At 73.5% G+C, this 24,235-nt stretch carries 19 protein-coding genes; 9 read left to right on the forward strand and 10 right to left on the reverse strand.

Annotated elements, in window-relative coordinates:
• Positions 1 to 15: 15 nt before the first annotated feature.
• The 4 genes from C3486_RS24445 to C3486_RS24460 form a co-directional block, all read right to left on the reverse strand.
• Entirely contained in the window at positions 16 to 861 is an 846-nt protein-coding gene (locus C3486_RS24445; RefSeq protein WP_103834911.1) for a TIGR02452 family protein, read from the reverse strand.
• A 97-nt stretch (positions 862 to 958) separates the two neighbouring features.
• On the reverse strand, positions 959 to 1,654 hold the full coding sequence (locus C3486_RS24450) for a 1-acyl-sn-glycerol-3-phosphate acyltransferase (protein ID WP_103834912.1): 696 nt from the start codon (positions 1,652 to 1,654) through the stop codon (positions 959 to 961).
• Positions 1,655 to 1,791: 137 nt separating this feature from the next.
• Entirely contained in the window at positions 1,792 to 3,018 is a 1,227-nt protein-coding gene (locus C3486_RS24455; RefSeq protein ID WP_103834913.1) for an acyl-CoA dehydrogenase family protein, read from the reverse strand.
• Between the two features lie 25 nt (positions 3,019 to 3,043).
• Positions 3,044 to 4,687, reverse strand: a complete 1,644-nt coding sequence (locus C3486_RS24460; protein ID WP_103834914.1) for an AMP-binding protein — start codon at positions 4,685 to 4,687, stop codon at positions 3,044 to 3,046.
• Positions 4,688 to 4,933: 246 nt separating this feature from the next.
• On the opposite strand from C3486_RS24460, the gene C3486_RS24465 reads away from it, so the two are divergent.
• Positions 4,934 to 5,530: a TetR/AcrR family transcriptional regulator gene (locus tag C3486_RS24465; RefSeq protein WP_103834915.1), complete on the forward strand. Its 597-nt coding sequence runs from the start codon at positions 4,934 to 4,936 to the stop codon at positions 5,528 to 5,530.
• Positions 5,531 to 5,661: 131 nt separating this feature from the next.
• On the opposite strand, the gene C3486_RS24470 is transcribed toward C3486_RS24465, so the two are convergent.
• Both C3486_RS24470 and C3486_RS24475 read right to left on the reverse strand, forming a co-directional pair.
• Entirely contained in the window at positions 5,662 to 7,056 is a 1,395-nt protein-coding gene (locus tag C3486_RS24470) for an MFS transporter (RefSeq protein ID WP_103834916.1), read from the reverse strand.
• 327 nt (positions 7,057 to 7,383) lie between these two features.
• Positions 7,384 to 7,974, reverse strand: a complete 591-nt coding sequence (locus C3486_RS24475) for a TetR/AcrR family transcriptional regulator (RefSeq protein ID WP_103834917.1) — start codon at positions 7,972 to 7,974, stop codon at positions 7,384 to 7,386.
• A 258-nt stretch (positions 7,975 to 8,232) separates the two neighbouring features.
• Here C3486_RS24475 and C3486_RS24480 point away from each other — a divergent pair, with 258 nt between their 5' ends.
• Positions 8,233 to 12,519: a trypsin-like peptidase domain-containing protein gene (locus C3486_RS24480; protein ID WP_103834918.1), complete on the forward strand. Its 4,287-nt coding sequence runs from the start codon at positions 8,233 to 8,235 to the stop codon at positions 12,517 to 12,519.
• A 19-nt stretch (positions 12,520 to 12,538) separates the two neighbouring features.
• Here C3486_RS24480 and C3486_RS24485 read toward each other — a convergent pair whose 3' ends face one another.
• Positions 12,539 to 13,378, reverse strand: coding sequence for a hypothetical protein (locus C3486_RS24485; RefSeq protein ID WP_103834919.1), 840 nt, complete (start codon positions 13,376 to 13,378; stop codon positions 12,539 to 12,541).
• A gap of 294 nt (positions 13,379 to 13,672) precedes the next feature.
• On the opposite strand from C3486_RS24485, the gene C3486_RS24490 reads away from it, so the two are divergent.
• From C3486_RS24490 to C3486_RS24515, 6 genes are all read left to right on the forward strand, one after another.
• Entirely contained in the window at positions 13,673 to 15,331 is a 1,659-nt protein-coding gene (locus C3486_RS24490; RefSeq protein WP_103834920.1) for a catalase, read from the forward strand.
• A gap of 15 nt (positions 15,332 to 15,346) precedes the next feature.
• Positions 15,347 to 15,655 carry a hypothetical protein gene (locus tag C3486_RS24495; RefSeq protein WP_103834921.1) on the forward strand — a complete coding sequence of 103 codons (309 nt, stop codon included), beginning with the start codon at positions 15,347 to 15,349 and terminating at the stop codon, positions 15,653 to 15,655.
• A gap of 70 nt (positions 15,656 to 15,725) precedes the next feature.
• Positions 15,726 to 18,095, forward strand: coding sequence for a molybdopterin oxidoreductase family protein (locus C3486_RS24500; RefSeq protein WP_258052974.1), 2,370 nt, complete (start codon positions 15,726 to 15,728; stop codon positions 18,093 to 18,095).
• The gene (locus C3486_RS24505; protein WP_103834922.1) at positions 18,092 to 18,586 is read left to right on the forward strand and encodes a hypothetical protein; all 495 of its coding nucleotides are present in this window, start codon (positions 18,092 to 18,094) and stop codon (positions 18,584 to 18,586) included. Before C3486_RS24500 ends, C3486_RS24505 begins: the two co-directional genes overlap by 4 nt.
• Before the next feature lie 38 nt (positions 18,587 to 18,624).
• Positions 18,625 to 19,473: an MBL fold metallo-hydrolase gene (locus C3486_RS24510; RefSeq protein WP_103834923.1), complete on the forward strand. Its 849-nt coding sequence runs from the start codon at positions 18,625 to 18,627 to the stop codon at positions 19,471 to 19,473.
• Between the two features lie 123 nt (positions 19,474 to 19,596).
• The gene (locus tag C3486_RS24515; protein ID WP_103834924.1) at positions 19,597 to 20,580 is read left to right on the forward strand and encodes an MBL fold metallo-hydrolase; all 984 of its coding nucleotides are present in this window, start codon (positions 19,597 to 19,599) and stop codon (positions 20,578 to 20,580) included.
• A gap of 36 nt (positions 20,581 to 20,616) precedes the next feature.
• On the opposite strand, the gene C3486_RS24520 is transcribed toward C3486_RS24515, so the two are convergent.
• The gene (locus C3486_RS24520; protein WP_103834925.1) at positions 20,617 to 21,006 is read right to left on the reverse strand and encodes a tautomerase family protein; all 390 of its coding nucleotides are present in this window, start codon (positions 21,004 to 21,006) and stop codon (positions 20,617 to 20,619) included.
• A 219-nt stretch (positions 21,007 to 21,225) separates the two neighbouring features.
• On the opposite strand from C3486_RS24520, the gene C3486_RS24525 reads away from it, so the two are divergent.
• Positions 21,226 to 21,945, forward strand: a complete 720-nt coding sequence (locus C3486_RS24525) for an alpha/beta fold hydrolase (RefSeq protein WP_103834926.1) — start codon at positions 21,226 to 21,228, stop codon at positions 21,943 to 21,945.
• Between the two features lie 129 nt (positions 21,946 to 22,074).
• On the opposite strand, the gene C3486_RS24530 is transcribed toward C3486_RS24525, so the two are convergent.
• Both C3486_RS24530 and C3486_RS24535 read right to left on the reverse strand, forming a co-directional pair.
• The gene (locus C3486_RS24530; RefSeq protein ID WP_103834927.1) at positions 22,075 to 22,983 is read right to left on the reverse strand and encodes a family 16 glycosylhydrolase; all 909 of its coding nucleotides are present in this window, start codon (positions 22,981 to 22,983) and stop codon (positions 22,075 to 22,077) included.
• A 260-nt stretch (positions 22,984 to 23,243) separates the two neighbouring features.
• A complete protein-coding gene (locus tag C3486_RS24535) occupies positions 23,244 to 24,161 on the reverse strand; it encodes an alpha/beta fold hydrolase (RefSeq protein WP_103834940.1) in 918 nt (305 codons plus the stop codon).
• Between the last annotated feature and the right edge of the window lie 74 nt (positions 24,162 to 24,235).

Here is a 24,235-nt window from a genome sequence, read left to right on the forward strand (position 1 = left end):
CTGCCCCTTCGCTGATCACCCGAAGGCGTCCGTGAACGGCTGCCGGGTCGGGGACGGCGTACGGCGGTCCAGGACCGCGAAGACGACGTGCCCGAACCGGCCGTGGAAGCGGCCGCCGGGGCGCAGCAGTGCGGCGAAGGCGGCCGCCACGTCGGCCGGGCGGTTCCGGAAGACGCCGCAGCCCCAGGCGCCCAGCACCAGCGCGCGGTGCCCGCTCGCCGCCGCGACCTCCAGCACCCGTTCGGCCCGCACGGCCAGCGCGCCCGGGACGGCGGCCAGGTCCTCGGGCCGCCGCCGCGCGATCACCCCGGCGTTCGGCGCCGCAGCGGTCAGGAAACCCGCCTCGTACGGCGCGTCGAGCAGCCGTCCGCGGTCGTCCCGGAAGACCGGGACGCCGGGGGAGAGGATCACCCGGTCGCTGTAGAACGGGCTGGGCTCTGCGCGGTGCGCGGCGTAGAACTCCGGCACCTCCCGCAGACAGGCGTACAGGGCCGAGCCCCGGCACACCGCCTCCTCCTGCGCCTGCGCGCCGTTGAGGTAGCCGCCGCCGGGGTTGCGCGCCGAGGCGAAGTTCAGGATCGCGACCGGGCCGAGTGCGGTGCCGTCCCGCTCGGCCGCGCTCGCCAGCCGCCGCCCGGCCGCGAGACCGCCCTCGTCGGTCACCTCGAACACGGTGTCGCCGCCGGCCCCGTCCGGCAGCGGGCCGACGGCCACCGGCTCCGGCCCGTACAGCCGCGTCCCGGCCCGTGCGCGGGCCACCGCGGCGCCGATCTCCCACGTGCGCCCGCCGGGTGACACGTACGCTCCCGCCGCGACGATCCCTTCCGTCTCCTGCGCCATGCCGCGCAGCCGGGCACTCATCCGCGCTTCCCCCGTCCTGGCCCGTGGGCCGTCGTCCATGATCGACGAGGCTAGAAGGCGGGGCGTCCGGCCGCGAGGCAATTAAGGGGCAGCGGCGCTACGGGCGACGGGCCGCCTGCTGCTGGGCGGCCTTGGCGTCGGGTGCGTACATGTCGACGTACTCCTGCCCCGACAGCTTCATGATCTCGTACATGATCTCGTCGGTGACGGCCCGCAGCGCGGCGTGCTCGGACGACAGGCCCTTGTACCGGGAGAAGTCCATCGGCTCGCCGAACCGGATCGTGACCCGCATGGCGCGCGGCAGCCGCCGCCCGGCGGGCTGCGCCTCGAACGTGCCGATCACCGCGCACGGCACGACCGGCACCCCGGCCTCCAGCGCCATCGCCGCGACGCCCGTACGGCCCTTGTAGAGCCGCCCGTCGTGGGACCGGGTGCCCTCGGGGTAGATGCCCAGCAGCCGGCCCCTGCGCAGTACGTTCACGCCCGACCTGATCGCGGCCCGCGACGCCTGGCCGCCGGACCGGTCCACCGGGATCTGCCCGACGCCCCGGAAGAACGCGGCGGTCAGCCGGCCCTTGAGCCCGGGGCCCGTGAAGTACTCGGACTTGGCCAGGAACGTGACTCTGCGCGGCACGATCGCCGGCATCACGAAGTGATCGGCGAAGGACAGATGGTTGCCGGCGATGATCGCCGCGCCTTCCTCGGGCACGTGCTCCAGCCCCTCCACCCGGGGCCGGAACACCACCCGCAACAGCGGCCCCAGGACGACGTACTTGAGCACCTGATAGAACACGCCCTACCCCCTCCACCTGCCGACCGTTGCCCCAACATTCCACTCCCGGCTCGCCATGAGCAACGGAACGGTCACCGGGCGAGGGCAATCCGGCCACTCCGGGCGCCGGGCGGGCGCCCGTCCCGAGCATCGCAGGATCAGCCCAGGGCGGCGAGGCCCTTCGCGATGCCGTTGCGCTGGATCTCCGACGTGCCGGTCAGCACCCGGAACATGCGCAGCTTCCGGAACAGGTACTCGATCTCGTTGCCCTGCGTCAGCCCCTCCTTCCCGTGGATCTGCACGGCGCGGTCGAGGATGCGGAAGGCCGACTCGGCGACGAACAGCTTGCACATGAACGCCTCGGTACGGACGTCGGCACCGCGGTCGAGCGCCGCGAGCGCTGCGTACGTCATGGACCGCGCCGCGTAGAACTCGGTCGCCATGTCGGCGAGTTGGTGCTGTATCGCCTGGAGTGAGAGCAGCGGACGGCCGCCCGCCACGGTGCGGTGGAGCGCGCGGTCACGGGTCAGCCGGAGCGCGCGGCGGGTGGCGCCGAGCGCGCTGGGGCAGTGCAGCAGACGGTTGACCGTGACCCGGCCCAGCGCGATGCGCAGACCGTCGCCCTCCTTCCCCAGCAGGTTGCCGGCCGGCACCCGGCAGCCGTCCAGGACGATGTCGCTCTCGATGTGCTCGCCGGACATCGGCGTCGCCCCGTCCCGCACCTCACAGCCGGGACTGTCCAGGTCGACGAGGAACGTGGCGAAGGAGTCCTCGCCGTCCGCCATGCGGGCCACCACGAGGGCGAAGTCGGCGAACGGCCCGGCCGAGCTGAACACCTTGTGGCCGGTGAGCCGGTAGCCGTCCCCGTCCCGCACGGCGGTGGTCCGCATGGCGCGCACGTCGGAGCCCGCTTCGGCCTCCGTGAGCGAGAAGCAGCAGGCCCGCTCGCCGCGCACCACCGGCAGCAGGTACGTCTCCAACTGCTCCTCGGTGGCGTGCCGCATGATGTCCCCGGCGCGCAGCGGCCCGCCCATGTCGCCCAGCACCGAATGGCCGAGGACGCGGCCGCTCGCCGCGACCTCCTCCTTGAGCACGGCCAGGTGCGTGTGCGAGAGGTTCCGGCCGCCGTACCGCTCGGGCAGGTGGATGCCGTAGAAGCCCAGTTCGCGGCTGCGCCGCCAGACCGGTTCGAGGTCGGCGCGGGTGAGCCGGGACTCGTGGGTGAGGCCGCGGTCGCGTTCGTACGCGGCGAGTTCGCCGTCGAGGTAGCCGCGCAGCTCCCCGACGAGGGCGGCGAGCTGCGGGTCTTCGTACTCGGGCTGGAGGGAGAAGGACGTGGGCGGGGCCGCCGGCGGGGTGACGGTCGGCGTCTCGGGCGAGGTCATGGGCGGGACTCTCCTGGGGGTGGGGTCAGTTCACGCGGCGGGCGGCGCCCGCCCAGTACGGCTCGCGGACGGCCTTGCGGTCGACCTTGCCGTTGCGGTTGTGGGGCAGTTCCGGGACGAAGGCCACCGAGCGGGGCCGCTTGAACCGGTCCAGGTGCCGCGCGCAGAACTCCGAGAGCTCCTCGCCCGACACGGTGTGGCCGTCCTTCGTGACCACGACGGCCTGCACCGCTTCGCCCCACCGCTCGTCGGGCACCCCGACGACGCACGCCTCCTGCACGGCGGGGTGCTCGTACAGCGCGGACTCCACCTCGGTGCAGTAGATGTTGAAGCCACCGGAGATGATCATGTCCTTCTTGCGGTCGACCAGGAAGAGATAGCCGTCCTCCCGCATCCAGGCCAGGTCACCGGTGTGCACCCAGCCCGCACGGAAGGTCTCCGCCGTCAGCTCCGGGGCGCGCCAGTACTCGCGTACGCAGTCGGGGCCGCGCACGATGATCTCGCCGACCTCGCGCGGTGGCAGCTCCCTGCCCTGCTCGTCCACCACCCGTATCTCGGTGTCGTAGGCGGCGCGGCCGCAGGACTGCAGCAGCTCGGGGTCCTCCGCGACGGCCCGTGCGAGGTCGGGCCCCGAGATGCCGGCGACCACGCTGGTGGTCTCGCCCAGCCCGTACCCCTGCGCGACGACCGGGCCGAACGCGGCCACCGCCGCGCGCAGCCGGGCGGGGGACACGGGGGCGCCGCCGATGCGGACGCTGGCGAGGCTGGAGAGGTCGCGGCCGGGAAGATCGGGGTGGGCCAGGACGCCGTTGAGCATGGCGGGCACGAGGAACGTGGCGGTGATCCGCTCCCGCTCCACGGTGTCGAGGAAGGACTCAGGGCTCCAGGCGGGCAGGACGTGGGTCGCCGCGCCGCCGAACACATTGGCCAGCAGCACCATGCCGGTGGCGTGGGTGATCGGCCCGCAGGCCAGGTAGCGGGTGCCGGGCCGGGGCCGGGACTCGTCGTTCATCAGCTGCTTGCGCATGTTGGCCAGCCGGTTCCCGAACGTCTGCACCGCCGCCTTGAGCGCACCGGTCGAACCGGAGGTGAAGTTCAGGACGCAGGGATCGTCCTCGGCGGTCTCGACGCGGACCGGGTCGGTGCCGCCCTCGGCGACCAGCCGCTCGTAGGGGAGGACCGCGGTGCCGTCCGGGGCCGCGGTGCCGTCGGGGGCCGAGGGACCGCCCGGGGCCGCGGCAACGGCCGTTGACGGCGCGCGATCGTCGCCGGCCCCGCCGTCCGCCAGCTCCACGGGGAGGCAGTCGGTGCCGGCCGCGGCGAGGGCCGCCAGCGCGTCCTCCCGGTGCGCCGGGTCGAAGACGAGCACCCGCACCGGGGCGTCGCGCAGGATGTGCGCGATCTCCCGCCGGCCGAGGCGGGCGTTGACCGGTACGCGCATCAGGCCGGCCTTGTACAGCGCGAACTCGATCTCCACCAGCTCGCCGGTGTTCCACGCGAGCGGGGCGACCGCGTCGCCGGGGCGCAGCCCGCGCGCCAGGAGCGCGGCCGCCAGCCGGTTGGCCCGCTCCTCCAGCTGCCGGTACGTCCAGCTGCGGGGGCGGCAGACGAGCGCGGTCGCGTCGGGCCAGTGGCGGGCGCTGCGGGTGAGGTAGACGCCGAGGTTCATCGAGCAACTCCAGAGCGGGCGGGACGGCGGGCGGACGGGACAGTGGACGGGCGGGACGAGGGGTGGTGCGTCCAGTGGAACAGTAGTGGCTTCGTTGGCTGTTTCCAGACAGAGTGTTCAGTAACAAATCTGCTGTCAAGGGCTGGGCTTCGAAGTCCCTAGACTGGGACCGCGCTCCGGCCGCCGCGCTCCGGCCCGGCCGCGGGCGCGCCGAAGCAAGGGCCGGTAGGGGAGTTGCGGAGAGCGATGGCCGAGGACAGAAGGGTCAGGAAGACCCGCAGGGCGCTGCGCGAGGCACTGGTCGCGCTCGTGCTGGAACGCGGCTTCGCCGCACTCAGCGTCGAGGACATCACCCGCCGCGCCGACGTGGCGCGCGCGACCTTCTACAGTCACTGCCGCGACAAGGACGAGCTCTTCGCACGGGTGACGACCGACCTGCTCGACGAGCTGGAAGCGCGGCTGCGGCCCGCGGTCGCCGGCAGCGCCGTCGGCTTCACCGGCAAGCCGGTGCTGGAAATGCTCCGGCACGCACGCGACGAGCGGGACCTGTACCGGATCGTGCTGCGCGGCGAGGGCGACGGCAAGCCGCTGCGGATGTTCACGGAGGCCTGCGCGCGGGTCACGGCCGACGAGTTCCGCACCCGTTCCGAACGCAACGACGTCCAGCCGCGCATCGACCCCGGCCTGCTCGCCCGCGCATGGGTCGGCGAACAGATCGCCGTACTGCAGTGGTGGGTCGAGCAGGACACGATGCCCATGCCGGCCGAGGAAGTCGTCCGCCAGCTCCTCGACCTGGCGCTGCGCGGCCGCTACTGGGCAACGGGGTTCGAGGCGCCGGCCTGAGCGCCCCGGGCGCCTGCCTGATGTGCCGCGGGGGCTGCGTGACGGGCCTCGGGCCCCGTCCGGCTGCGGGCCCCGATCGGCTGCGGGCCCCGATCGGCCGTGTGCGTGCGGGGCCCGTACGGGCGGTGTGGTCAGCGGGCAAGGGCGCCCGGGAGTTCCAGCCGGGCCGCGTCGCGCTCCGGGCGGATGGTCGCGAGGGCGAGGGCGCCACAGGCCGCCATGACCGCGGCGGTCAGCAGGAACGCCTGGGTGTACCCGGCGGACTCGGAGGCGGCACCGTCGAGGAGACGCCCCGTCAGGTACGGCACGATCAGCCCCGGCAGGGTGCCGGTCGCGGCGACGATCCCGAAGACCGCACCCCGTTGCCGTGCGGGCACGACCTCGGCGGTGGTGACGTAGTGCAGCGGCAGCGCGACCGCATGGCAGCCGAACCCCACCGCGAGCAGGACCAGTTGTGCGGGCCCCGGCCCCGCGAAGGGCACGGCGGCCAGGGCGCAGGCCGCCACCAGTACGGCCACCCCCTGCGGGACCCCGCTCGCGGCACGGCTGGACGCGCCGCGCGTCTTGAGCCGGTCGGTGAACGGCGAGACGGTCAGCAGCAGGACGAAGCTCAGCGCCGAGATGCCGCTGACCATCAGCCCCACGTGCGCGGCGCCCATGCCGGCCTGCGTCCTCAGGTAGGCCGGCAGCCAGGCGCTCGCGAGGGCCAGCGCCCACTGTGCGGCGAACGCGCTGCAGATCCCGCCCAGTACCGTCCCGGTCAGCAGCACCTTCCGGTACGGCAGCGCCTTCGGGTGCGGCAGCGCGGCCCCGTCCGACTGTCGCGCTCGCCGCGTCCACCGTTTCCGCCCCGCCCGCTCCGTCCCGGCGCCGGCCGCCGCGCGCCGCCCGTCCTCGCCGAACGGCCCCTCGTGGCCGGTCCGCAGCCACACCAGCCCCCAGCCGAGGCTGAGCACCGCCAGCGCCCCGAATGCCGCACGCCAGCCGAAATCGCTGATGAGCCAGGTCAGGAAGGGCGCCGCGAGCAGCGTGCCCAGGGCGGCCCCGCTGATGTGCAGCGCCGACGGCAGCCCCCGCCGGTCGGCCGGGAACCACTTGTACAGGGCGTGCATGGACATCGCGGCCGCCGGCCCCTCGGCGGCACCCAGCAGCACCCGGCCGGCGACCAGCGTCGGTACCGCCGCCACCAGCAGTACCGGCAGCTGCGCGACCGCCCACAGCATCGTCAGGGTGAACAGGATGCCGCGCGTGGAGATCCGCGCCGAGAAGAACCCGACCACCAGCCCGGACAGGCTGAACAGCAGGTAGAAGGAGCCGGCCACCAGCCCGTACGTGCTCCTGCCGATGTCCAGCTCCGCCATGAGCGGCACGGCGGCCAGGCCCAGCACGGCCTTGTCCGCGTGGTTGATCACCATGAAGACGACGATCAGGGCGGTGATCAGCCACGCCCGCCGGGGCGTGCCGCCGGGCGGCCCCGGCGGATCGGCGGGAACGGCGAGCGAGGGCTCGGAGGGATGGACGGCCATGGCAGCTCCCGCAACGTCACGGAGGTACGGAGGAGATACGGCGGAGATACAGACGGAGTACAGAGAGACAGTTAATGAACGCTCTGTCTGCTAACGCTTCCGCTGTCACGAAAGTAGACGCCACTCGCACCCCGGTCAACGGTCCGGAAGGGAGCGCTCGTGAGTTCGTGTCCGACGTCCGCCAGGAGTTGCGGGCGCCTGGCACGCGGGAGGCGATCGCCCGTGCCGCCGCCGGCTTTTCCCGGCCGTCGCGCTGATGAGCGCGCTGGTCGCGCAGTTCGTGCGCGCCGAACGAGGGGCCGAGCGCGGAGGGCGGCCGACCGGTCGCTACGGGCTCACCGAGCGGTAAATGCGGTCCGGCAGGGTGCGGGCCGCCTGGGTCAGGTCGATGTCGCCGACCGAGAGCCAGCGGCGGGCGACGGCCACGACAGGTCCCAGGACGAGGGATTCGAGGAGGGGGGCGGGGAGCGGGGCGAGTTCGCCGGCGGAGATGTGCTTGTCGAGCCAGGCGGCGAGGGGGGAGATCCTGGCCTCCTGGGCGTCGCGCAGCTCCTTGCCGTGCTTCATCGTGTGGTTGTCGGCGGTGGCGGAGTGCACCAGCCGGGCCGCGTCGGGGTGGTCCCGTACGAAATCCAGGTAGGCGTGGACGAGGGCGCGGATGCCCGAGCGGGCGGTGCGCGACCGTTTCAGCGCTCCGGTCAGTTCGTCCACCAGCCGGCCCAGCCAGCGCATCGTGAGCGCGGCGACGAGGCCGTCGAGGCTGCCGAAGTGGTGGTAGAGACTGCCGAGGCTGACGCCGCTGGCCCTGGTGACCGCGCTGACGGTCAGGCCCTGTTCGCCCGAAGCGGCGTACACGCCGAGGGCGGCCTCCAGGAGCTGTTCGACGGTGGCCTCGCCACGCTGCTGTTTGGGGCTCATCGGGCGGCGTCCTCGTGTCGTGCCGGCGGGGCCTTCGTGGTCCCCCCTCGGCTCAGCCTAGAACACCCGGCTTTCTAAAATCATTTTCTAGAAAACTCTTCCACTCCCGGGGACCGGTGCCCCACACTGGAGCCGCGTCCGGAGCCGGTCCGTCCGTACCGGGGGAGGTGGACGGGCCGGCTCAGGACGGCGGGCCCGCGGCCGTTCGTACTCACGCACGGCAGGCCACGCCACCGGGCGCGAAGGGGGGAGCAGCCCATGGCCGCCGTACGGGGGAGCGACGTCCTGGTGGCGTCGCAGGTCCGGATCCGCTCGGCATCCGGAGAGGTGATCGGCGCCGGATTCCTCGTCGCCGCCGACGTGGTGTGCACCTGCGCCCATGTCGTCGCCCGGGCGCTCGGGGAGCCGGACTCCGTCGCGGAGCCGCCCGGCGACCCGCTGGACCTCGACTTCCCGCTGCTGCCCGGCAGCCCCCGCGCGCGGGCCGCCGTGGTGTCCTGGCGGCGCGGCGGGCAGGACGTGGCACTGCTGCGGCTGGCGGCGGCGGTCGCGGACGCCCGGCCCGTACCCCTGGTCGACGGAACCGGCGTCTGGGGACACGCCTTCCGGACGCTCGGCCATCCGGCCGGCGCCGACCACGGCGTCTGGGCGTCCGGCACCTTGCGCGCCGGACAGGGCGCCGGCTGGGTGCAGATGGAGGCGCACGGGCCGGGACCGCGCATCGCGGGCGGGTTCAGCGGAGCGCCGGTCTGGGACGACACACAGGACGGCGTCGTCGGCATGACCGTCGCGGCGCACCGGGGCGAGCGCACCGCCTACCTGCTGCCCTCCGCCGAACTGGTCGACGAGGAAACCCTGCGGCCGCGCTGCCCGTTCCGCGGGCTCGCCGCGTTCACCGAGGACGACGCGGAGTTCTTCCACGGCCGCGACGCCGACATCGCCCGCGTGCACACGGCCGTCCGCCGACGCCCCGTGACGCTGGTCGCAGGACCCTCGGGCTGCGGCAAGTCCTCCCTCGTACGGGCCGGAGTGCTGCCCCGGCTGCGGGCCGCGGGGATGAGCGTGTCCGAGCTGCGCCCGGTACCCGGCGTACGCCCGGCCGCCGTGCTCGCCCGGGCGCTGGCCGGACTCCTGGCACCGGAGCTCGGCGAGGTCGGACGGATCGCGGCGGCCGAGGAACTGGCCGGGCTGCTGGAGACCGGCGCCGACGTGCCGGCCGAGCTGCGCGGCCGGGTCCTCGCCCGCGCGGACACCGCCGGCCACGTCCTCTTCGTCGACCAGCTGGAGGAGTACGCGGGCGCCGGGAGGGCCGCGGCCCGCGACCTGTTCGGCCTGCTCGTCGCACTGGCCGGCGAGGACGGGACGGCCGGCGAGGACGGCGCGGCGGCCCTGCGCGTCGTCGCCACCGCGCGCCCCGACTCCCTCGACGCGCTGCTCACCGCCGGCACGTCCGACCTGGTCAGCGACGCCGTCCAGTTCCTCGCGCCGCTGGCCGCCGAGGACCTGGAACGGGCGGTGACCGCGCCCGTCGACGCCGTACCGGGCCTGTGGTTCGAGCCGGGACTGCCCGAGCGGATCGTCGCGGACGCGGGCGACGAACCCGGCCGGATGACCCTCGTCCAGTTCGCCCTCACCGAGCTGTGGCGGCGCCGCAGCCGGTCGATGCTCACCCACGCCGCGTACGACGGACTGGGCGGTGTGGCGGGCGCCCTCATCGGCTACGCGGACGAGACGGTCGAGAAGCTGCCCCGCGCCCGGCAGGACACCGCACGAAGACTGTTCGTCCAGCTCGCCAGGCCCGACGCGGACGCCTTCCGCCGCCGCCCCGGCCGGATCACCGAGCTGGCACCCGAACTCGCCGCACTGGCACGGGAGCTGGCCCCCAGCAAGCTCCTCGTCCTCTCCCGTGACCCGGACGGCTCCGGAGAACTCGTCGACCTGGCGCACGAGGCGCTCACCCGCCTCTGGCCGCGCCTGCGCTCGTGGCTGACCGACTCCCGCGACTTCCGCGCCTGGCAGGAGCAGCTACGGGCCGACCAGCGGCGCTGGGAGGCCCAGCAGCGCGAACCCGCCCGGCTGCTGAGCGGTACCGACCTGACGGAGGCCGAGCGGCGGCTCGCCGCGCACCCCGCCGACGTCTCCGCCGACGAGCGCGCCTACATCCGGCTCAGCCGCCGCCACTCCCGGCGCGGCGCCCGCCTCAAGCAGTCCGCCGTCGGCGCCCTCGCGGTCCTCATGGTGCTCGCGCTCGTGCTCGGCTTCTCCACCTGGCAGAGCCTCCGCGGCACCCGGCAGCAGCTGCGCACCCAGGCGGCGGGCCTCCTTGCCCAGGCCGCCGAGGACCGCCCCGGCAACGACCCGGCCACCGCACTGCAACTGGCGCTGGCCGCATGGCACACCCAGCAGACCCCGAAGACGCGCGAGGCGCTGCTGCATCAGTACGCGCGGGGGCAGTACGTCGTGGCCGCCCACCCCGGAGTGTGGCGCGGCCAGGCCACCGGCATGGACGCCACCCCGGACGGCCGCACGCTCGTGGTGGTGTCGAAGCCGTCGGGCGGTGACCGGGCGACACTGACCGTGGTCACGGGCGCCCTCGAAGGGCGGCTGCACACCCGCAGACTCGGCGGGGTACCCGCTGGGCAGTTCGTGAGCGCCGTCAGCCCCGACGGCCGCCTCGTCGCCATGGCCACCAAGAAGACGGTCCGGCTGTGGCACGTGACCGCCCCGGAGCGGCCCGTCACCCTGCGGCGCGGGAAGCACGCCATTCCCGACCAGGCCGGGGCCACCATGGACTTCAGCAGCGACGGGAAGCGGCTGCTGTTCACGATGGACGACCACTCCGTGAAGTGCAGCAACGGCGCCCCCGAGAAGTGCGTGCCGGCCTTCGCCGAGGCCTGGGAGGTGCCGTCCGGCAAACGGCTGCACGTGGCAGCGAACGTCGTGCCACGGCGTGGCGTCGTGGAGGCGGCCTTCACCAAGGACCCCGGCACGGTGGCAGTGGCCCGCTGGGCCAAGGACGGACGGCGCCTCGACGTCCGTGACCTCGCCACCGGACGGCGGCTCTACAGCCCGGGACAGATATTCAACGTGCTCTCCTCCACGACCGCGCTGGTCCGCGAGGGCGGCGAGGCGGCGCTCACGGCCGCCGGCGACCAGTGGTACATCCAGGAACTCGGCCGTACGCCGGGCCGGAAAACCGCGATTCCCGACGTGACCACCGCGAGCGACGACGCGACCGTGAACTACAGCATCGACGGCATGCCCGGCGCCGGGAACGGTCTCACGGAGGCCGGATACATCGAGTCGGCCCTGACCGAGGTGCGCACCGGCCGCGTCTACCGCACGCGCCTGCCCACCTCGGGCGACGCGCCGAACGGGTCCGCGCAGGTCGCTGCGGTACGGCGCAAGGGCGGCGGCCTGACCGTTCTCGTGCCCGTCGGGACGTCCCTGATGGCGGTGCGGGCCGTGCCGTCGGGCAGTGCGCGGTTCCGGGCCGATGACAACGCGGGCGAGAAGCGTGCGCTGGCACCCGACGGGCACGCCGTCGCCAGGGTCACCGGGAAGACCCTGGAAATCCTGAACGCCGCCCGCACCCGCCTCCGGTCCGTACGGATCCCGGAGCAGAAGCGGATCCACGACTGGATGGTCACCTGGACCGCGGACGCACAGCGGGTCGTGGTGTGGTCGCGGTCCAGCGGACTGCACCGTTCGTACGCGGCGGCCAACCTGGAGGAGAGCGTGCCGCTCCCCGACACCGTGCGGGGCGGCAAGTCCATCGACACGGTCGCCGGCGTCCGGGGGAGCGAGTTCGTCCTGCTGACCGAGGACGGGAAGCTGGCGCGGCTCGACGCCGCCGACGGGCGCGTGCTCACCCGGCCGTTCCTCGCCCACCACGGGCCCAACTCCAACGGTCCGCTCAACGACCTCTTCACCTACGGCCAGCTGATCCGCCGTCCCGGCCGTCCCGGCCAGGTCGCCGTCGTGACGCGGGCGGGAGGCGGCCGCGGCGAGGTCATGCTGTGGGACGTCCGCGCCCCGCGCCGGATCGCGATGCTGAAAGGCCCGGCCCTCGGCATGCCGTACTCGGACGATTCGCTCGGCAGCGGGCTCGTCTTCTCCGCCGACGGCTCGCGGCTCGCCGTGCAGCACGCCGACGGCCAGGTACGCCTGTGGGACGCCGACCGCGCGAAACCGCTGCCGGAGCGGGTCTCCCGGGCGACCTCGAACCACATCCTCGGCTTCGGGCCGGACGGCACCCTCGTCACGTTCCGCTCGGACAAGGGGCTGCTGCAGGTCTACGACCTGTCGGACGGGTCCAGCAGGTCGCTGACCGTGACCGACGGGTTCGACGAGGAGCTCACCGACGTGACCACGAAGCTCACGCCGGACGGCCTCCTCATCGACAGCGGCGCCCGCCGCCGCACCCTCGACCTCCGCCCCGAAGCACAGTTCCGCACCCTCTGCGCCGCCCTGGCCCGCGACTACACCAAGTCCGAGCGCAAGCTCCTCCCCGAGGGGACGCCGCCGGAGCCGCCCTGCTCCTGACCGGCGGAGTGGCGGTGGGTCAGGAAGCGGCCCGGTTCCACACCGTGGTGTCGAACTTGACGATCGGGCCGAAGCCCTCCGGGAAGCCCGTCACCCGGAGGCGGGCGATGCGGCCGTCGCGGGTCTGCACGCAGAGGACGGTGCCGGTCTTCAGGGGCTGTGACGACGTGCCGGCCGCGTCCACGATGCCGGCGCAGTCGGCGTGGGACGGCAGCGCGCGGTCGCCCTCCCAGAGCGCGACGGTCGCGCCGTTCACCGTGCCGAGCTCGTAGTCGTCGGAGACCCCGGACGTGACGACGTCGTTGTCGCCGCTGACGTCGGCCGGCCGGGGCGCGTCCAGGTCCTTGCCGCCGCCGTTCAGTACGAGCGTGCCGTGCCACTGGACGGCCGGCGCGGCCGCTCCGCCCGGGGTGCCGCGGCTCGCCCCCGCGCTGGGCGACCCGGCCGCCGCCGAGGCGCTGGAGGAGGGGGCGGAAGAACCGGTCGGCGTGGGTGCGGAGGTGCCGGCCGGGGTGGGCGGCGGGGACGGGTCCGCGCCCTTGTCGTCGCCGGCCGTGGCCGCGTACGTGGCCACGGCGGTGATGACGGCGGCCGCCACCACCCCCGCGAAGCCGATCCACTCCTTGCGGTGGGCCCGGAACCAGCCCTCGCCCGCGCCCCGACCCGTGCCACCGGGCCGCCCGGGAGGCCCGCCCGGTTCCCCGGCAGGCCCCGGAGCGCCGTAGTAGTTGTGGTGCGTGACGTACTGATCGCGGGCAGCCTGGTGCGTCGCGCCCCGGTCGTGCGCCGTTCCGGTCATCCGCACCGTGGGCTGTTCACCGGCCCCCGGCCCGTCGCCCCTCGGCTGGTCATCGGTCATTGCCGCCTCGGCCCCCTCCGCAGCGCCCCGCACCGCCCCCGCACCGCGCGTTCCGCCGGAGCCGCCGGCGCCCGCGCGATGCCACGGGAACGTACTCGAACGGCAGGTCACCCCACAACCGCACCGGTGCCGCCGGAACCGCACGGCACCCCCGGCCGCGGTTGGGCCGGACGGATGTGCGCCAGAACGGTGAACTCCGGGACTAATTCCCCCCGAATGGGTACCCCTGACCACCCGAGCCCCATTCCCACGGCGCGGACACGAGCGCCTTCGAGTGCGAAGGAAACGGAAGCAGTGACAGACGTAGCGAGCCAGGGACCGGCCCCCGGCGACGACCGCCCCGTGCTCACCAACCGTCAGGGCCACCCGGTCTACGACAACCAGAACCAGCGGACCGTCGGCGCGCGCGGCCCGGCCACGCTGGAGAACTACCAGTTCCTGGAGAAGATCAGTCACTTCGACCGCGAGCGCATCCCGGAGCGGGTCGTGCACGCCCGCGGTGTGACCGCGTACGGCTACTTCGAGAGCTACGGCAAGTGGGGCGAGGAACCCATCGGCCGCTACACCCGGGCCAAGCTGTTCCAGGAGCCCGGCAAGCGCACCGACGTGGCCGTACGGTTCTCCACCGTCATCGGCGGCCGGGACTCCTCCGAGGCCGCCCGCGACCCGCGCGGCTTCGCCGTGAAGTTCTACACCGAGGACGGCAACTGGGACCTGGTCGGCAACAACCTGGGCGTGTTCTTCATCCGGGACGCGATCAAGTTCCCCGACGTCATCCACGCGCTCAAGCCCGACCCGGTCTCGCACGAGCAGAAGCCCGGCCGGATCTTCGACTTCATGTCGCAGACCCCCGAGTCCATGCACATGCTCGTCAACCTCTTCAGCCCGCGCGGCATCCCCGCCGACTACCGCCACATGCAGGGCTTCGGCGTCAACACCTACAAGTGGGTCAACGAGGACGGCCGGACCGTCCTGGTCAAGTACCACTGGCTCCCCAAGCTGGGCGTGCGCAGCATGACCGAGGAGGACGCGGCCAACGTCCAGGCCACGGAGCTCGGCCACGCCACCAAGGACCTCTACGAGGCGGTCCGGCGCGGCGACTACCCCGAGTGGGAGCTGGTCGTCCAGATGATGGACGACCACGACCACCCCGAGCTGGACTTCGACCCGCTGGACGACACCAAGACCTGGCCCGAGCAGGACTTCCCGCCGAAGCCGGTGGGCCGGATGGTGCTCGACCGGATGCCGGACAACTACTTCGCGGAGAACGAGCAGATCTCCTTCGGCACCGGCGTCCTCGTCGACGGCCTGGACTTCTCCGACGACAAGATGCTGGTCGGACGGACCTTCTCCTACAGCGACACCCAGCGGTACCGGGTCGGCCCCAACTACCTCCAGCTGCCGGTCAACCGCGCCAAGAACGCCAAGGTGCGCACCAACCAGCGCGACGGCCTCATGGCGTACGAGCAGGACCAGCACGGGGAGAACCCGGAGGTCAACTACGAGCCGTCGATCACCGGCGGGCTGCACGAGGCGCAGTACCCCACCCACGACGAACAGGGGCCGGAGATCCACGGCCGGCTCACCCGCAAGCGCATCCCGCGCACCAACGACTACCTCCAGGCCGGCCAGCGGTACTGCCTGATGGAGGACTGGGAGCGGGACGACCTGGTGAAGAACTTCATCGACCTGATCTCCCAGGCCGACCGCGCGGTCCAGGAGCGGATGGTGTGGCACTTCCTGCTCGTCGAGAACGACCTCGGCCTCCGGGTCGGCGAGGGCCTCGGGATCAGCCCGCAGGACGTCGCCCACCTGAAGCCGCTGGCGAGCCAGGACCTGACGGACGAGGACCGCGAGCGGCTGGCCAGCCTCGGCAAGAACCCGCCGCGTGACGTCTCCGGGCTCACCATGACCCACTGCGTTCCCGACGAGCGGCACGTCGTCACCCGCTGACGGGCAGCGGCACCTATGGCACGCGCGAAACGCTACGCGGTCGCGGCGTCGGGGCAGTGGACGGACGAGGAGGACGGCCGGCGCCGGCTGCCGGCGGGCGAGGTGCACGCCTGGGAGCAGGGTCTCAACCAGACCGTGTGCGGCCTCTCCCTCAGCCGCTCGCAGCTGGGCCGGTTCCCGCACGTCGGCTGGCCCGACATCCTCCCCGAGTCCGGGGGAGCCGCCGACCGCGTGCAGCGGGTGTGTCCCCGCTGCGCGTCGGTCGCCGGCCGCCGGGGCGGTGACGCCCGGCCGCGGTGGCACCGCACCCGCCCCCGGCCCTGACGGCCGCCGGTACCCGGCCGCCGACCTCGGCCACGCCCCGCCCACTTCGTGACACCCGCAGGAGGGGCACGTGACGGACGAGCACAGCATCAGCACGGACGACCGCACTGCCGACGTGTGGGGCGAGCGGACACCGTTCGCCGCCGGCGCGCCGTGGCCGAGCCGGGTGGACACGCATCTGACCGTGCCGGCCGACCGGGTGGAGCGTTGGGTGCCGTCCGCGTGCGTCCTGTGCTCCAACGGCTGCGGGCTGGACATCGCGGTCGCCGACGGGGAGATCGTGGGCGTACGCGGCCGGGCCGAGGACCGGGTCAACCACGGCAGGCTCGGGCCGAAGGGCCTGTACGGCTGGCAGGCCAACCGCTCGGCCGACCGGCTCACCCGGCCGCTGCTGCGCGTCGGCGGCGAGCTGCGGCCGGTGGACTGGGAGACCGCGATGGGAGCGGTGGTCGACCGGTCCAAGGCGGTACTGGCCGAGCACGGGCCGCTGGCGATGGCGTTCTACACCAGCGGACAGCTCTTCGCCGAGGAGTACTACGCCCAGGCGCTGATCGCCCGCGGCGGCATCGGCACCCCGCACCTGGACGGCAACACCCGGCTGTGCACGGCGACCGCGGAGTGGGCGCTGATCGAGACGTTCGGCAGCGACGGCGACCCCGGCTCGTACACCGACGTCGACCTGTGCGACACACTGCTGCTGGTCGGCCACAACGTCGCGGAGACCCAGACCGTGCTGTGGGCCCGGATGCTGGACCGGCTGCACGGCCCCGACCGGCCCGCGCTGGTCGTGATCGACCCGCGGCGGACGCCGACGGCGGCCGAGGCGGACGTGCACCTGGCCGTCCGGCCCGGCACGAACGTCGCGGTCCTCAACGCACTCCTGCACGAGCTGATCAGCAACGACTGGATCGACCGCGCCTTCCTGGACGACCACACGACGGGGTTCGCACAACTGGAGCAGGTCACAGCGGACTACCCGGCCGAGAAGGCGGCGGAGATCTGCGGAGTGGAAGCCGACCGCATCCGGGAGGCCGCGCGGATCATCGGCACCGGCCGGCGCCTGGTCTCCACCGTGCTGCAGGGCGTCTACCAGTCCCACCAGGCCACCGCCGCTGCCGTGCAGGTCAACAACATCAACCTCGTCCGCGGCATGATCGGCAGACCCGGCGCCACGGTCTTCCAGATGAACGGCCAGCCCACCGCCGAGAACACCCGCGAGGCCGGCGCCGACGGCTCCCTGCCCGCCTACCTCAACTGGCAGAACGACGACCACGTACAGCGCCTCGCCGACGCCTGGAACCTCGACCCGCTCCGCATCCCGCACTGGTCACCGCCCACCCACGCGATGGAGATCTTCCGGTACTGCGAGAACGGCACGATCCGCTTCCTGTGGGTCACCGGCACCAACCCCGCCGTCTCCCTGCCCGAACTGCATCGCATCCGCAGCATCTACGGCTCCGACCGGCTGTTCCTCGTCGTCTCCGACGCGTTCCCCACCGAGACCACCGCACTGGCCGACGTGGTGCTGCCCGCCGCGCTCTGGGGCGAGAAGACCGGCTGCTTCACCAACGCCGACCGCACCGTGCATCTCTCCCACCAGGCCGTCGCACCGCCCGGCGAGGCACGCAGCGACTTCGACACCTTCCTCGACTACGCGCGGCGCATGGACCTCACCGACCGCGACGGCAAGCCCCTGCTGCCGTGGCACGGGCCCGAGGACGCCTGGACCGACTTCACCGCGCTGACCAGGGGCCGCCCCTGCGACCAGTCGGCCCTCACCTACGACCGGCTGAGATCCGGCGGCGGCATCCAGTGGCCCTGCACCGACCGGGCGCCCGACGGCACCGAGCGGCTCTACACCGACCACGTCTTCCCGACGGCCGCCGACCGGTGCGAGGACTACGGGCACGACCTCACCAGCGGCGCCCAGTACGAAGCCGACGACTACAAGGCCCAGGACCCGGCCGGCCGGGCCGTCATCAAGACGGCCCACTACCTGCCACCGCACGAACAGACCGACGACACCTACCCGTTCCACCTCACCACCGGCCGTACCGTCCACCACTGGCACACCCGCACCAAAACGGCCCGCAGCCCCGAACTCCAGCGCGCGGCACCGGAGATGTGGGTCGAGCTCCACCCCGAGGACGCCGCACACCTGGGCATCGCCGAGGGCGACCGGGTACGCGTCGCATCCCGGCGGGGCAGCATCGAAGCACCGGCCCTCCTGCGGGGCCACCGCCGCGGCGTGGTCTTCGCGCCCTTCCACTACGGGTACTTCGACGCCGCCGACCCCGGCCGGCACCGGCGGGCCGCCAACGAACTCACCCGCACCGAATGGGACCCGGTCTCCAAGCAGCCGATCCTCAAGGTCACGCCCGTAAGCGTCACCCCGCTCGGCACCGCCGGCCCCGAGGACACCCCGGAGGGACCGCGATGAGCAGCGGCATCACCCTGCTGGTACGGGAGCTGCACCGCGCCGAGACCCAACTGGCCGACGCCTTCCGGGCGGTGGCCGAGCGGCAGGCAGCCGACCACGGCACCCACTACCCCTGCCGCACCCTCGCCGACCAGTGCGACCAGCACGCCCGGCAGATCCGCGACTGGGCGGCCGGACGCTTCGGCGTCACCCTCCACGAACCCCAGCGCCCCGCGCCGCTGACCGCGGCCGTCGGCACCCTGCGCCGCACGTCCTCCGAACTCACCGGCCGGCGCCGCGTGTCCGGACTGCTCCTCCTCCGCGACCTGCGCGGGCTGTACGTCAAGGCCGAGCACACCAGCATCCACTGGGTCATGCTCGGCCAGGCCGCCCAGGCCCTGCGCGACCACGATCTGCTCGGTCACGTCTCCGACTGCCACGAGCAGACCCGCACCCAGGCCAAATGGATCACCACCCGCATCAAGGAGGCGGCGCCCCAGGCGCTCCTGTAGCGGTCCGGCACACCGAAAACCCCGGCGAGAGAAGCCCCATGGCCCACCACGACCCCGACGACTCCGTCCGCGTCCACTTCATCGGCAACGCCACCGTACTGATCCGCCACGGCGAGCTGACACTGCTCACCGACCCCAACTTCCTGCACCGCGGACAGCACGCCTACCTGGGCTACGGCCTGCTCAGCAGGCGTCTGACCGAACCGGCCCTCGACGTACGGGAACTCCCCGGCCACCTCGACGGCGTCGTCCTCTCGCACCTGCACGGCGACCACTGGGACCGCACCGCGCGCCGCCACCTCCCCCGCTCCCTGCCGGTGATCACCACACCGCACGCCTCCCGCCGGCTGCAAGGGCTGCACGGCTTCCACCGGGCGGTGGGACTGCGCACCTGGCAGGACCACACACTCACCCGCGGCGGTGCGCAGGTCCGCATCACCTCCCTGCCCGGCCGGCACGCGGGCGGGCCACTGCGCCGGCTGTTGCCCCCGGTGATGGGCAGCCTGCTGGAGTTCGGCCCGGCCGGCGGCGAGGTCCGGCTGCGGCTCTACCTCTCCGGGGACACCCTGCTCTTCGACGGCCTCGACGAGATCGGCCGCCGCTACCCCGACACCGACCTCGCCGTCCTGCACCTGGGCGGCACCACCCTGCCGGGCGGCTTCGTCGTGACGATGGACGGCGCCCAGGGCGCTGAGCTGGTACGGCGGCTGCGCCCGCGGCTCGTCCTGCCGGTGCACTACGACGACTACACGGTGTTCAAGTCGCCACTGCGCGACTTCCTCACCGAGGCCGACGCCCGCGGCCTGGGCGAGCGGATCGTGCACTGCCGCCAGGGCCAGGAGCTGACCCTCACCGCCGGCGCGCCCCGGGCCATGGTCACCGGCTGACGACGGCCCCGGGCGCCCCGCACCGGCTGACGGCCCGTCTCCACGCACCGGCCGAAGGCGTCAACTCCCGTATCCTGTACGGCACATGGCTCGCACGCCACAACCGTCACCAGGAGACGCAGCATGACGTGTTCGCCCCGCGGGGACGGATCGGCCGGCCCGCACCTCTCCCGGCGCCGCTTCGGGCAATTCGCCGCCCTCGGGCTCGCCGCCGCAACCGGCACCGGTGCGCTCGGCCTCGCCCCGCCGGCCGCTGCCGCCGGGGACGACGCGCAGGCACACTACGACCGGGCCCGCAGGCTCGCGGGGAACGACCCGGTGCTGCGCGCGATCGCGGCGGCGCTGACCCCCGGCGTCGAGTTCCCCCGCTCGCCCACGCGTCCCGCCCCGCTGATGCTCTTCGACAACCTCGCCTTCCTCAGCGCGGGCTGGGTCTCCGCCATGGCGGTGCTGACCCGGGACGGGATCGTGCTGATCGACGCGCTCACCTCGCCGGAGGAGGCCGAGAACGTCATCGTGCAGGGGCTGCGCACTCTGGGCGCCCGCCCGGAGACGATCGAGTACGTCGTCGCCACGCACGGCCACGGGGATCACATCGGCGGCGCGCAGTACCTCGCCGACCGCTACGGCACACGCGTGCTGATGACACCGGCCGACTGGGACCTCGTCGCCCGCACCCGCCCGGACCACGCCCCCGAGCGGGACCTGGACATCACGGACGGACAGCGCCTCACGCTCGGCGGGACGACGATCCGGCTGCACTGCACTCCGGGGCACACCCCGGGCACCGTCTCCCCGGTCCTCCCGGTACGCACGGGCCGCGAACTCCACACCGCCATGCTGTGGGGCGGCGCCAACCCGCCCGAGACGCTCCCGGAACTCCGTACCTACCTGGCGTCCCTCCGTACCTTCCGGCACCGGACGCGCCGGGCGGGCGCGGACGTGGAACTCTCCAACCACCCCAACGACCACGGCCTCCAGCGCGCCGAGCAGCTCCGCGCCGACCCCACCGGGCCGAACCCGTTCGTCCTCGGCCGCCGGCGCACCGACCGCTACCTCGCGGTGATGGAAGCCATGCTGCGCGGCCGGATCGCCGACGCGTCCTGACCGGGTCCCGCCGGGGACCGCCGCACGGCACCCCGGCTAGGCGGACGGCGCGTACTGTGCCTCGCCGTTGCCCAGGGACCAGTCGGCCGGCCCGTTCTCGGTGAGGGTGACGAAGACATTGCGGGGCTCGGTCCCGGCGTACTCGTGGGCGAGCTCGGCGATCCTGCGGTACAGGGCGCGCTTCTGGTCCGGGGTGCGTCCGGCGCGCAGCGTGATCGCGACGTACACGATGCCCTCGTCGCGGTGCACGCCGAGGTAGTCGTCGTAGCGCAGGGTGCTGCGGGTGCCGTCGTGGCCGGTCAGGATCTGGAAGCGGTCGTCGGGCGGGAAGCCGACCGTCTCCACCAGGGCGTCGTGCACGGCGCGGCCGAGCGCGTCCAGGCGCGCGCTGTCGGTACCCATCGCGTCGATACGGACCAGGGGCATGGTGGCGGGTCTCCTTCGGGGCGGGGCAGTGGTGGTCGGGCGCTGGCGTACATACTAGTAGTTACAGCATGCGGCCGCTGCCGCGGGGACTTCCGCCGTCGGTGTGACGTTTCTCCGCTTGAGGCGCGTGCGTTCGGGGCAGATGTCGATCACACTGCCGGTACGCGCCGGTGTGCACCGGTACGTTCCGGTGGCTGCGGGAGAGAGGCGAGGTGCGGGATGGCCGGGGAGACGCAGACGGGTGGAGCCGGGCCGGCCCTGGTGACGCGGGAGGCCGCCGTACGGACGGTGGAGGCCGCCGTCCTCGTGCTGCACGGCGGGCGCGAGCACGGGCTCGCCGCGCCCCGGCGCTGGAACCTCGCGGCCGCCCGGATGCGCCCCGTCACCCGGGGAATCGAGCGGGCCACGGCCGGGGACCGGGTGTGCGTGGGGGAGGTGCGCTACCGCCACCGCGGATGGAACGGCGACCGGGAGGACGCGGCCCAGGACGCCCGGCGCGCGGTGGACGAGCTGGTCGAGCGGGTGGGCGAGGTGCCCGTCGTGCTGGTCGGGCACTCCATGGGCGGCCGCGCGGCGCTGCGGGCCGCAGCGCACCCGCTGGTCCGCGACGTCGTGGCGCTCGCCCCGTGGTGCCCCGCCCAGGAACCGGTGGCACACCTGGCCGGCCGCCGCCTCGTCCTCGTGCACGGCGACCGGGACCGTACGACCGACCCGCGCGACACCTGGCGGTTCGCGGCGCGCGCGGCCGAGGCGGGCGCCCGGCCGTGCGCCGTGACGATGCGGGGCGGCGACCACCCGATGCTGCGCCGGGCCGGTGACTGGCACCGGCTCACCGTCTCCCTGGTGTCCGGCCTGCTGGGCACGGCCCCGCTGCCGCCGGTGATCGCGGACCGGCTGTCCGGGGGCGACGGGGCGGCCGCGGCACCGCTGGAGTGGTGACACGGCGGCAGCGTTGACACGACGGGACGCGCCGCCGCGTACGACTGTTGAAGGCAGCGGTACGCGGCAGCGCGTCACCCGGCCCGTACCACCGGTGCCGGCGCGGGTGCCGGTGTCGGCCGGATCGGGTCACCTGCGGACGGCGCCCGCACTGTTGGCGGTGGAGACCCGTACGTGGTCGACGGCGAGCTGCTGGGGGAAGGACGTCGACCCGTCGGGGTCGCCGGGCCAGTAGCCGCCGACGGCGAGGTTGAGGATCAGGAAGAAGGGCTTGTTGAAGACCCACTGCTTGCCGCCGAGGTCGGCGGGGGTGCGGCGCTGGTAGACGTTGCCGTCGACGGACCAGGTGATGGAGTCCGGCGCCCAGTCGATGGCGAAGGTGTGGAAGCCGTCGGCGAACGCCTGCCCGTTCGGCAGGGAGTACGGCGCGCCGATGCCGCCGCTGCCGGAGTAGCCCGGGCCGTGGATGGTGCCGTGCACCGTGCCGGGCTCGAAGCCGACGTTCTCCATGATGTCGATCTCGCCGCTGTTGGGCCAGCCGACCTGGCCGAGGTCGTTGCCGAGCATCCAGAACGCCGGCCACATGCCCTGCCCGCGCGGCACCTTCATCCGGGCCTCGACGTGGCCGTACTGCGCGGTGAACTTCCCGGAGGTGTTCAGCCGGGCTGAGGTGTACTCGCACCGGCCGTACCAGCACTGGTAGTTGCCCGGGTTCTCCTTGCGCGCGGTGATGACCAGCTGGCCCTGGCCGTTCAGGGCGGCGTTGGCGTTGCCGGAGGTGTAGTACTGGCGCTCGTGGTTGTTGACGTTGTCGCCGGTCTCCAGCTGCCACTTGCTGCCGTCGACGGCCGATCCGGCCGGGCCGTCGAAGTTGTCCTCGAAGGTCGCGGCGTTGGGGGTGGCGGCGGGTCCGGCGGGTGGGGGCGCCGCGGTGGCGACGCCGGGTGCCCAGCTCAGCGCGGCGGTGAGCGCGACGGCGGCCAGTGCCGTGGTGCGGGTGGAGCGCCGGTGTCTGCGTAGGGGCACGCGTATGGACATCTGACTCCCTCGGTGTGTGGGGGCGGGGAGGAGCGACCGCACGGCCGGGCGGGGGTCGGCCGGGTGAGGGGCGCGAGGCAGCGCCGGCCGGTGCGGGCGGGTGCGGTCCGGTTGGTCCGGACCTTGCCTTCGGGAAGTGAAGCGCCATTGGCGCGACCCTGTCAATAAGTTGGTGAGAGCGCTCTCCAGAAGTTGGCGAGAGCGCTCTCGAAGAAGCTGGGGCGAGCGCCCTCGGCGAACTCGCCCCGGGCCCGGGCCGGTTACCCCTCAGCGGATCGCCGGTCCACCGCGTCCATGAACGCGAGCATCCGGTCGTTGATCCGTGCCGCGTGATCGATCTGCGGCCCGTGCCCGGTGTCCGCGACGATCTCCGCGCGGGCGCCCGGCACCAGCCGCGGGACGCGCTCGGCCTGGCGCCGCGGGTGCACGAGCAGGCTGCGCTTGCCCAGGAGGAGGTAGAGCGGGGTGCGGACGGTGCGGAGTTCGTCCTCGGTGAGCGGCAGGGGAGCCGGGCGGCGGATGCGGTAGGCGCGGACGCCGGCCCTGACCATCGCACGCAGCTCCGGCTGGACCAGCACCGGCTGCTCCAGCCAGGCGGCCAGGCGCGGCCGGAGCGCCTCGGGCGCGGACGTCGCGAGCAGACTGGCGAAGATCCAGGCGAAGAAGCGCAGTCCCACCTTCTCCAGGCCGCCCGGGTCCAGCAGGGTGACCGAGGCGAGGCGGCCGGGCCTGCGGTGTGCCTGGTTCAGCGCGAGCCACCCGCCGTAGGACGCGCCGACGAGGTGGACGCGGTCCAGGCCGAGCCCCGCCAGCGTCTCGTCCAGCCACTGTGCGGCCCGCTCCGGCTCGTGCAGGGGGAGGCGCTGCACGCTGCGGCCGGGGTCGCCGGGGGTGTCGAGCGCGTAGACGGGGCGTTCGGCGCTGAGCGCGGGGGTGTTGGGGTACCACATGGCGGAGCAGCTGCCGGCCCCGTGCACCAGGACGATCGGTGTGCGGTCCGGGGTGCCGGGGTCGGCGGGCCCGTAGCGGTAGACGTGCGTGGTGCCCGCCTCCGTCGCCACGTCCGTCTCCGCGCGGGCCGGCGCGCCCAGCGCGAACACCGCCTCGCAGGCCGCGAAGTAGCGCTCGCGCAGGGCGTCGCTGACGTAGCGGCCGACGTCCTTTCCGGTGCTGGGCATGGTCTGCGGCACGGTCGGCCACCTCCTGGAGTCTTCAGCCTTCGTGATACGAACGTACCATGAAAGTGGTACGG

It is taken from the genome of Streptomyces sp. Ru73, assembly GCF_002920575.1.
In the GTDB taxonomy this organism is placed as follows: Bacteria; Actinomycetota; Actinomycetes; order Streptomycetales; family Streptomycetaceae; genus Streptomyces.

Excerpts from the sequence above, each read along its gene's own strand:
- C3486_RS24445 (WP_103834911.1), bottom strand. The coding sequence starts at position 861 with ATGAGTGCCCGGCTGCGCGGCATGGCGCAGGAGACGGAAGGGATCGTC.
- C3486_RS24455 (WP_103834913.1), bottom strand. The coding sequence starts at position 3,018 with ATGACCTCGCCCGAGACGCCGACCGTCACCCCGCCGGCGGCCCCGCCC.
- C3486_RS24460 (WP_103834914.1), bottom strand. The coding sequence starts at position 4,687 with ATGAACCTCGGCGTCTACCTCACCCGCAGCGCCCGCCACTGGCCCGAC.
- C3486_RS24465 (WP_103834915.1), top strand. The coding sequence starts at position 4,934 with ATGGCCGAGGACAGAAGGGTCAGGAAGACCCGCAGGGCGCTGCGCGAG.
- C3486_RS24470 (WP_103834916.1), bottom strand. The coding sequence starts at position 7,056 with ATGGCCGTCCATCCCTCCGAGCCCTCGCTCGCCGTTCCCGCCGATCCG.
- C3486_RS24475 (WP_103834917.1), bottom strand. The coding sequence starts at position 7,974 with ATGAGCCCCAAACAGCAGCGTGGCGAGGCCACCGTCGAACAGCTCCTG.
- C3486_RS24480 (WP_103834918.1), top strand. The coding sequence starts at position 8,233 with ATGGCCGCCGTACGGGGGAGCGACGTCCTGGTGGCGTCGCAGGTCCGG.
- C3486_RS24485 (WP_103834919.1), bottom strand. The coding sequence starts at position 13,378 with ATGACCGATGACCAGCCGAGGGGCGACGGGCCGGGGGCCGGTGAACAG.
- C3486_RS24495 (WP_103834921.1), top strand. The coding sequence starts at position 15,347 with ATGGCACGCGCGAAACGCTACGCGGTCGCGGCGTCGGGGCAGTGGACG.
- C3486_RS24505 (WP_103834922.1), top strand. The coding sequence starts at position 18,092 with ATGAGCAGCGGCATCACCCTGCTGGTACGGGAGCTGCACCGCGCCGAG.
- C3486_RS24510 (WP_103834923.1), top strand. The coding sequence starts at position 18,625 with ATGGCCCACCACGACCCCGACGACTCCGTCCGCGTCCACTTCATCGGC.
- C3486_RS24515 (WP_103834924.1), top strand. The coding sequence starts at position 19,597 with ATGACGTGTTCGCCCCGCGGGGACGGATCGGCCGGCCCGCACCTCTCC.
- C3486_RS24520 (WP_103834925.1), bottom strand. The coding sequence starts at position 21,006 with ATGCCCCTGGTCCGTATCGACGCGATGGGTACCGACAGCGCGCGCCTG.
- C3486_RS24525 (WP_103834926.1), top strand. The coding sequence starts at position 21,226 with ATGGCCGGGGAGACGCAGACGGGTGGAGCCGGGCCGGCCCTGGTGACG.
- C3486_RS24530 (WP_103834927.1), bottom strand. The coding sequence starts at position 22,983 with ATGTCCATACGCGTGCCCCTACGCAGACACCGGCGCTCCACCCGCACC.
- C3486_RS24535 (WP_103834940.1), bottom strand. The coding sequence starts at position 24,161 with ATGCCCAGCACCGGAAAGGACGTCGGCCGCTACGTCAGCGACGCCCTG.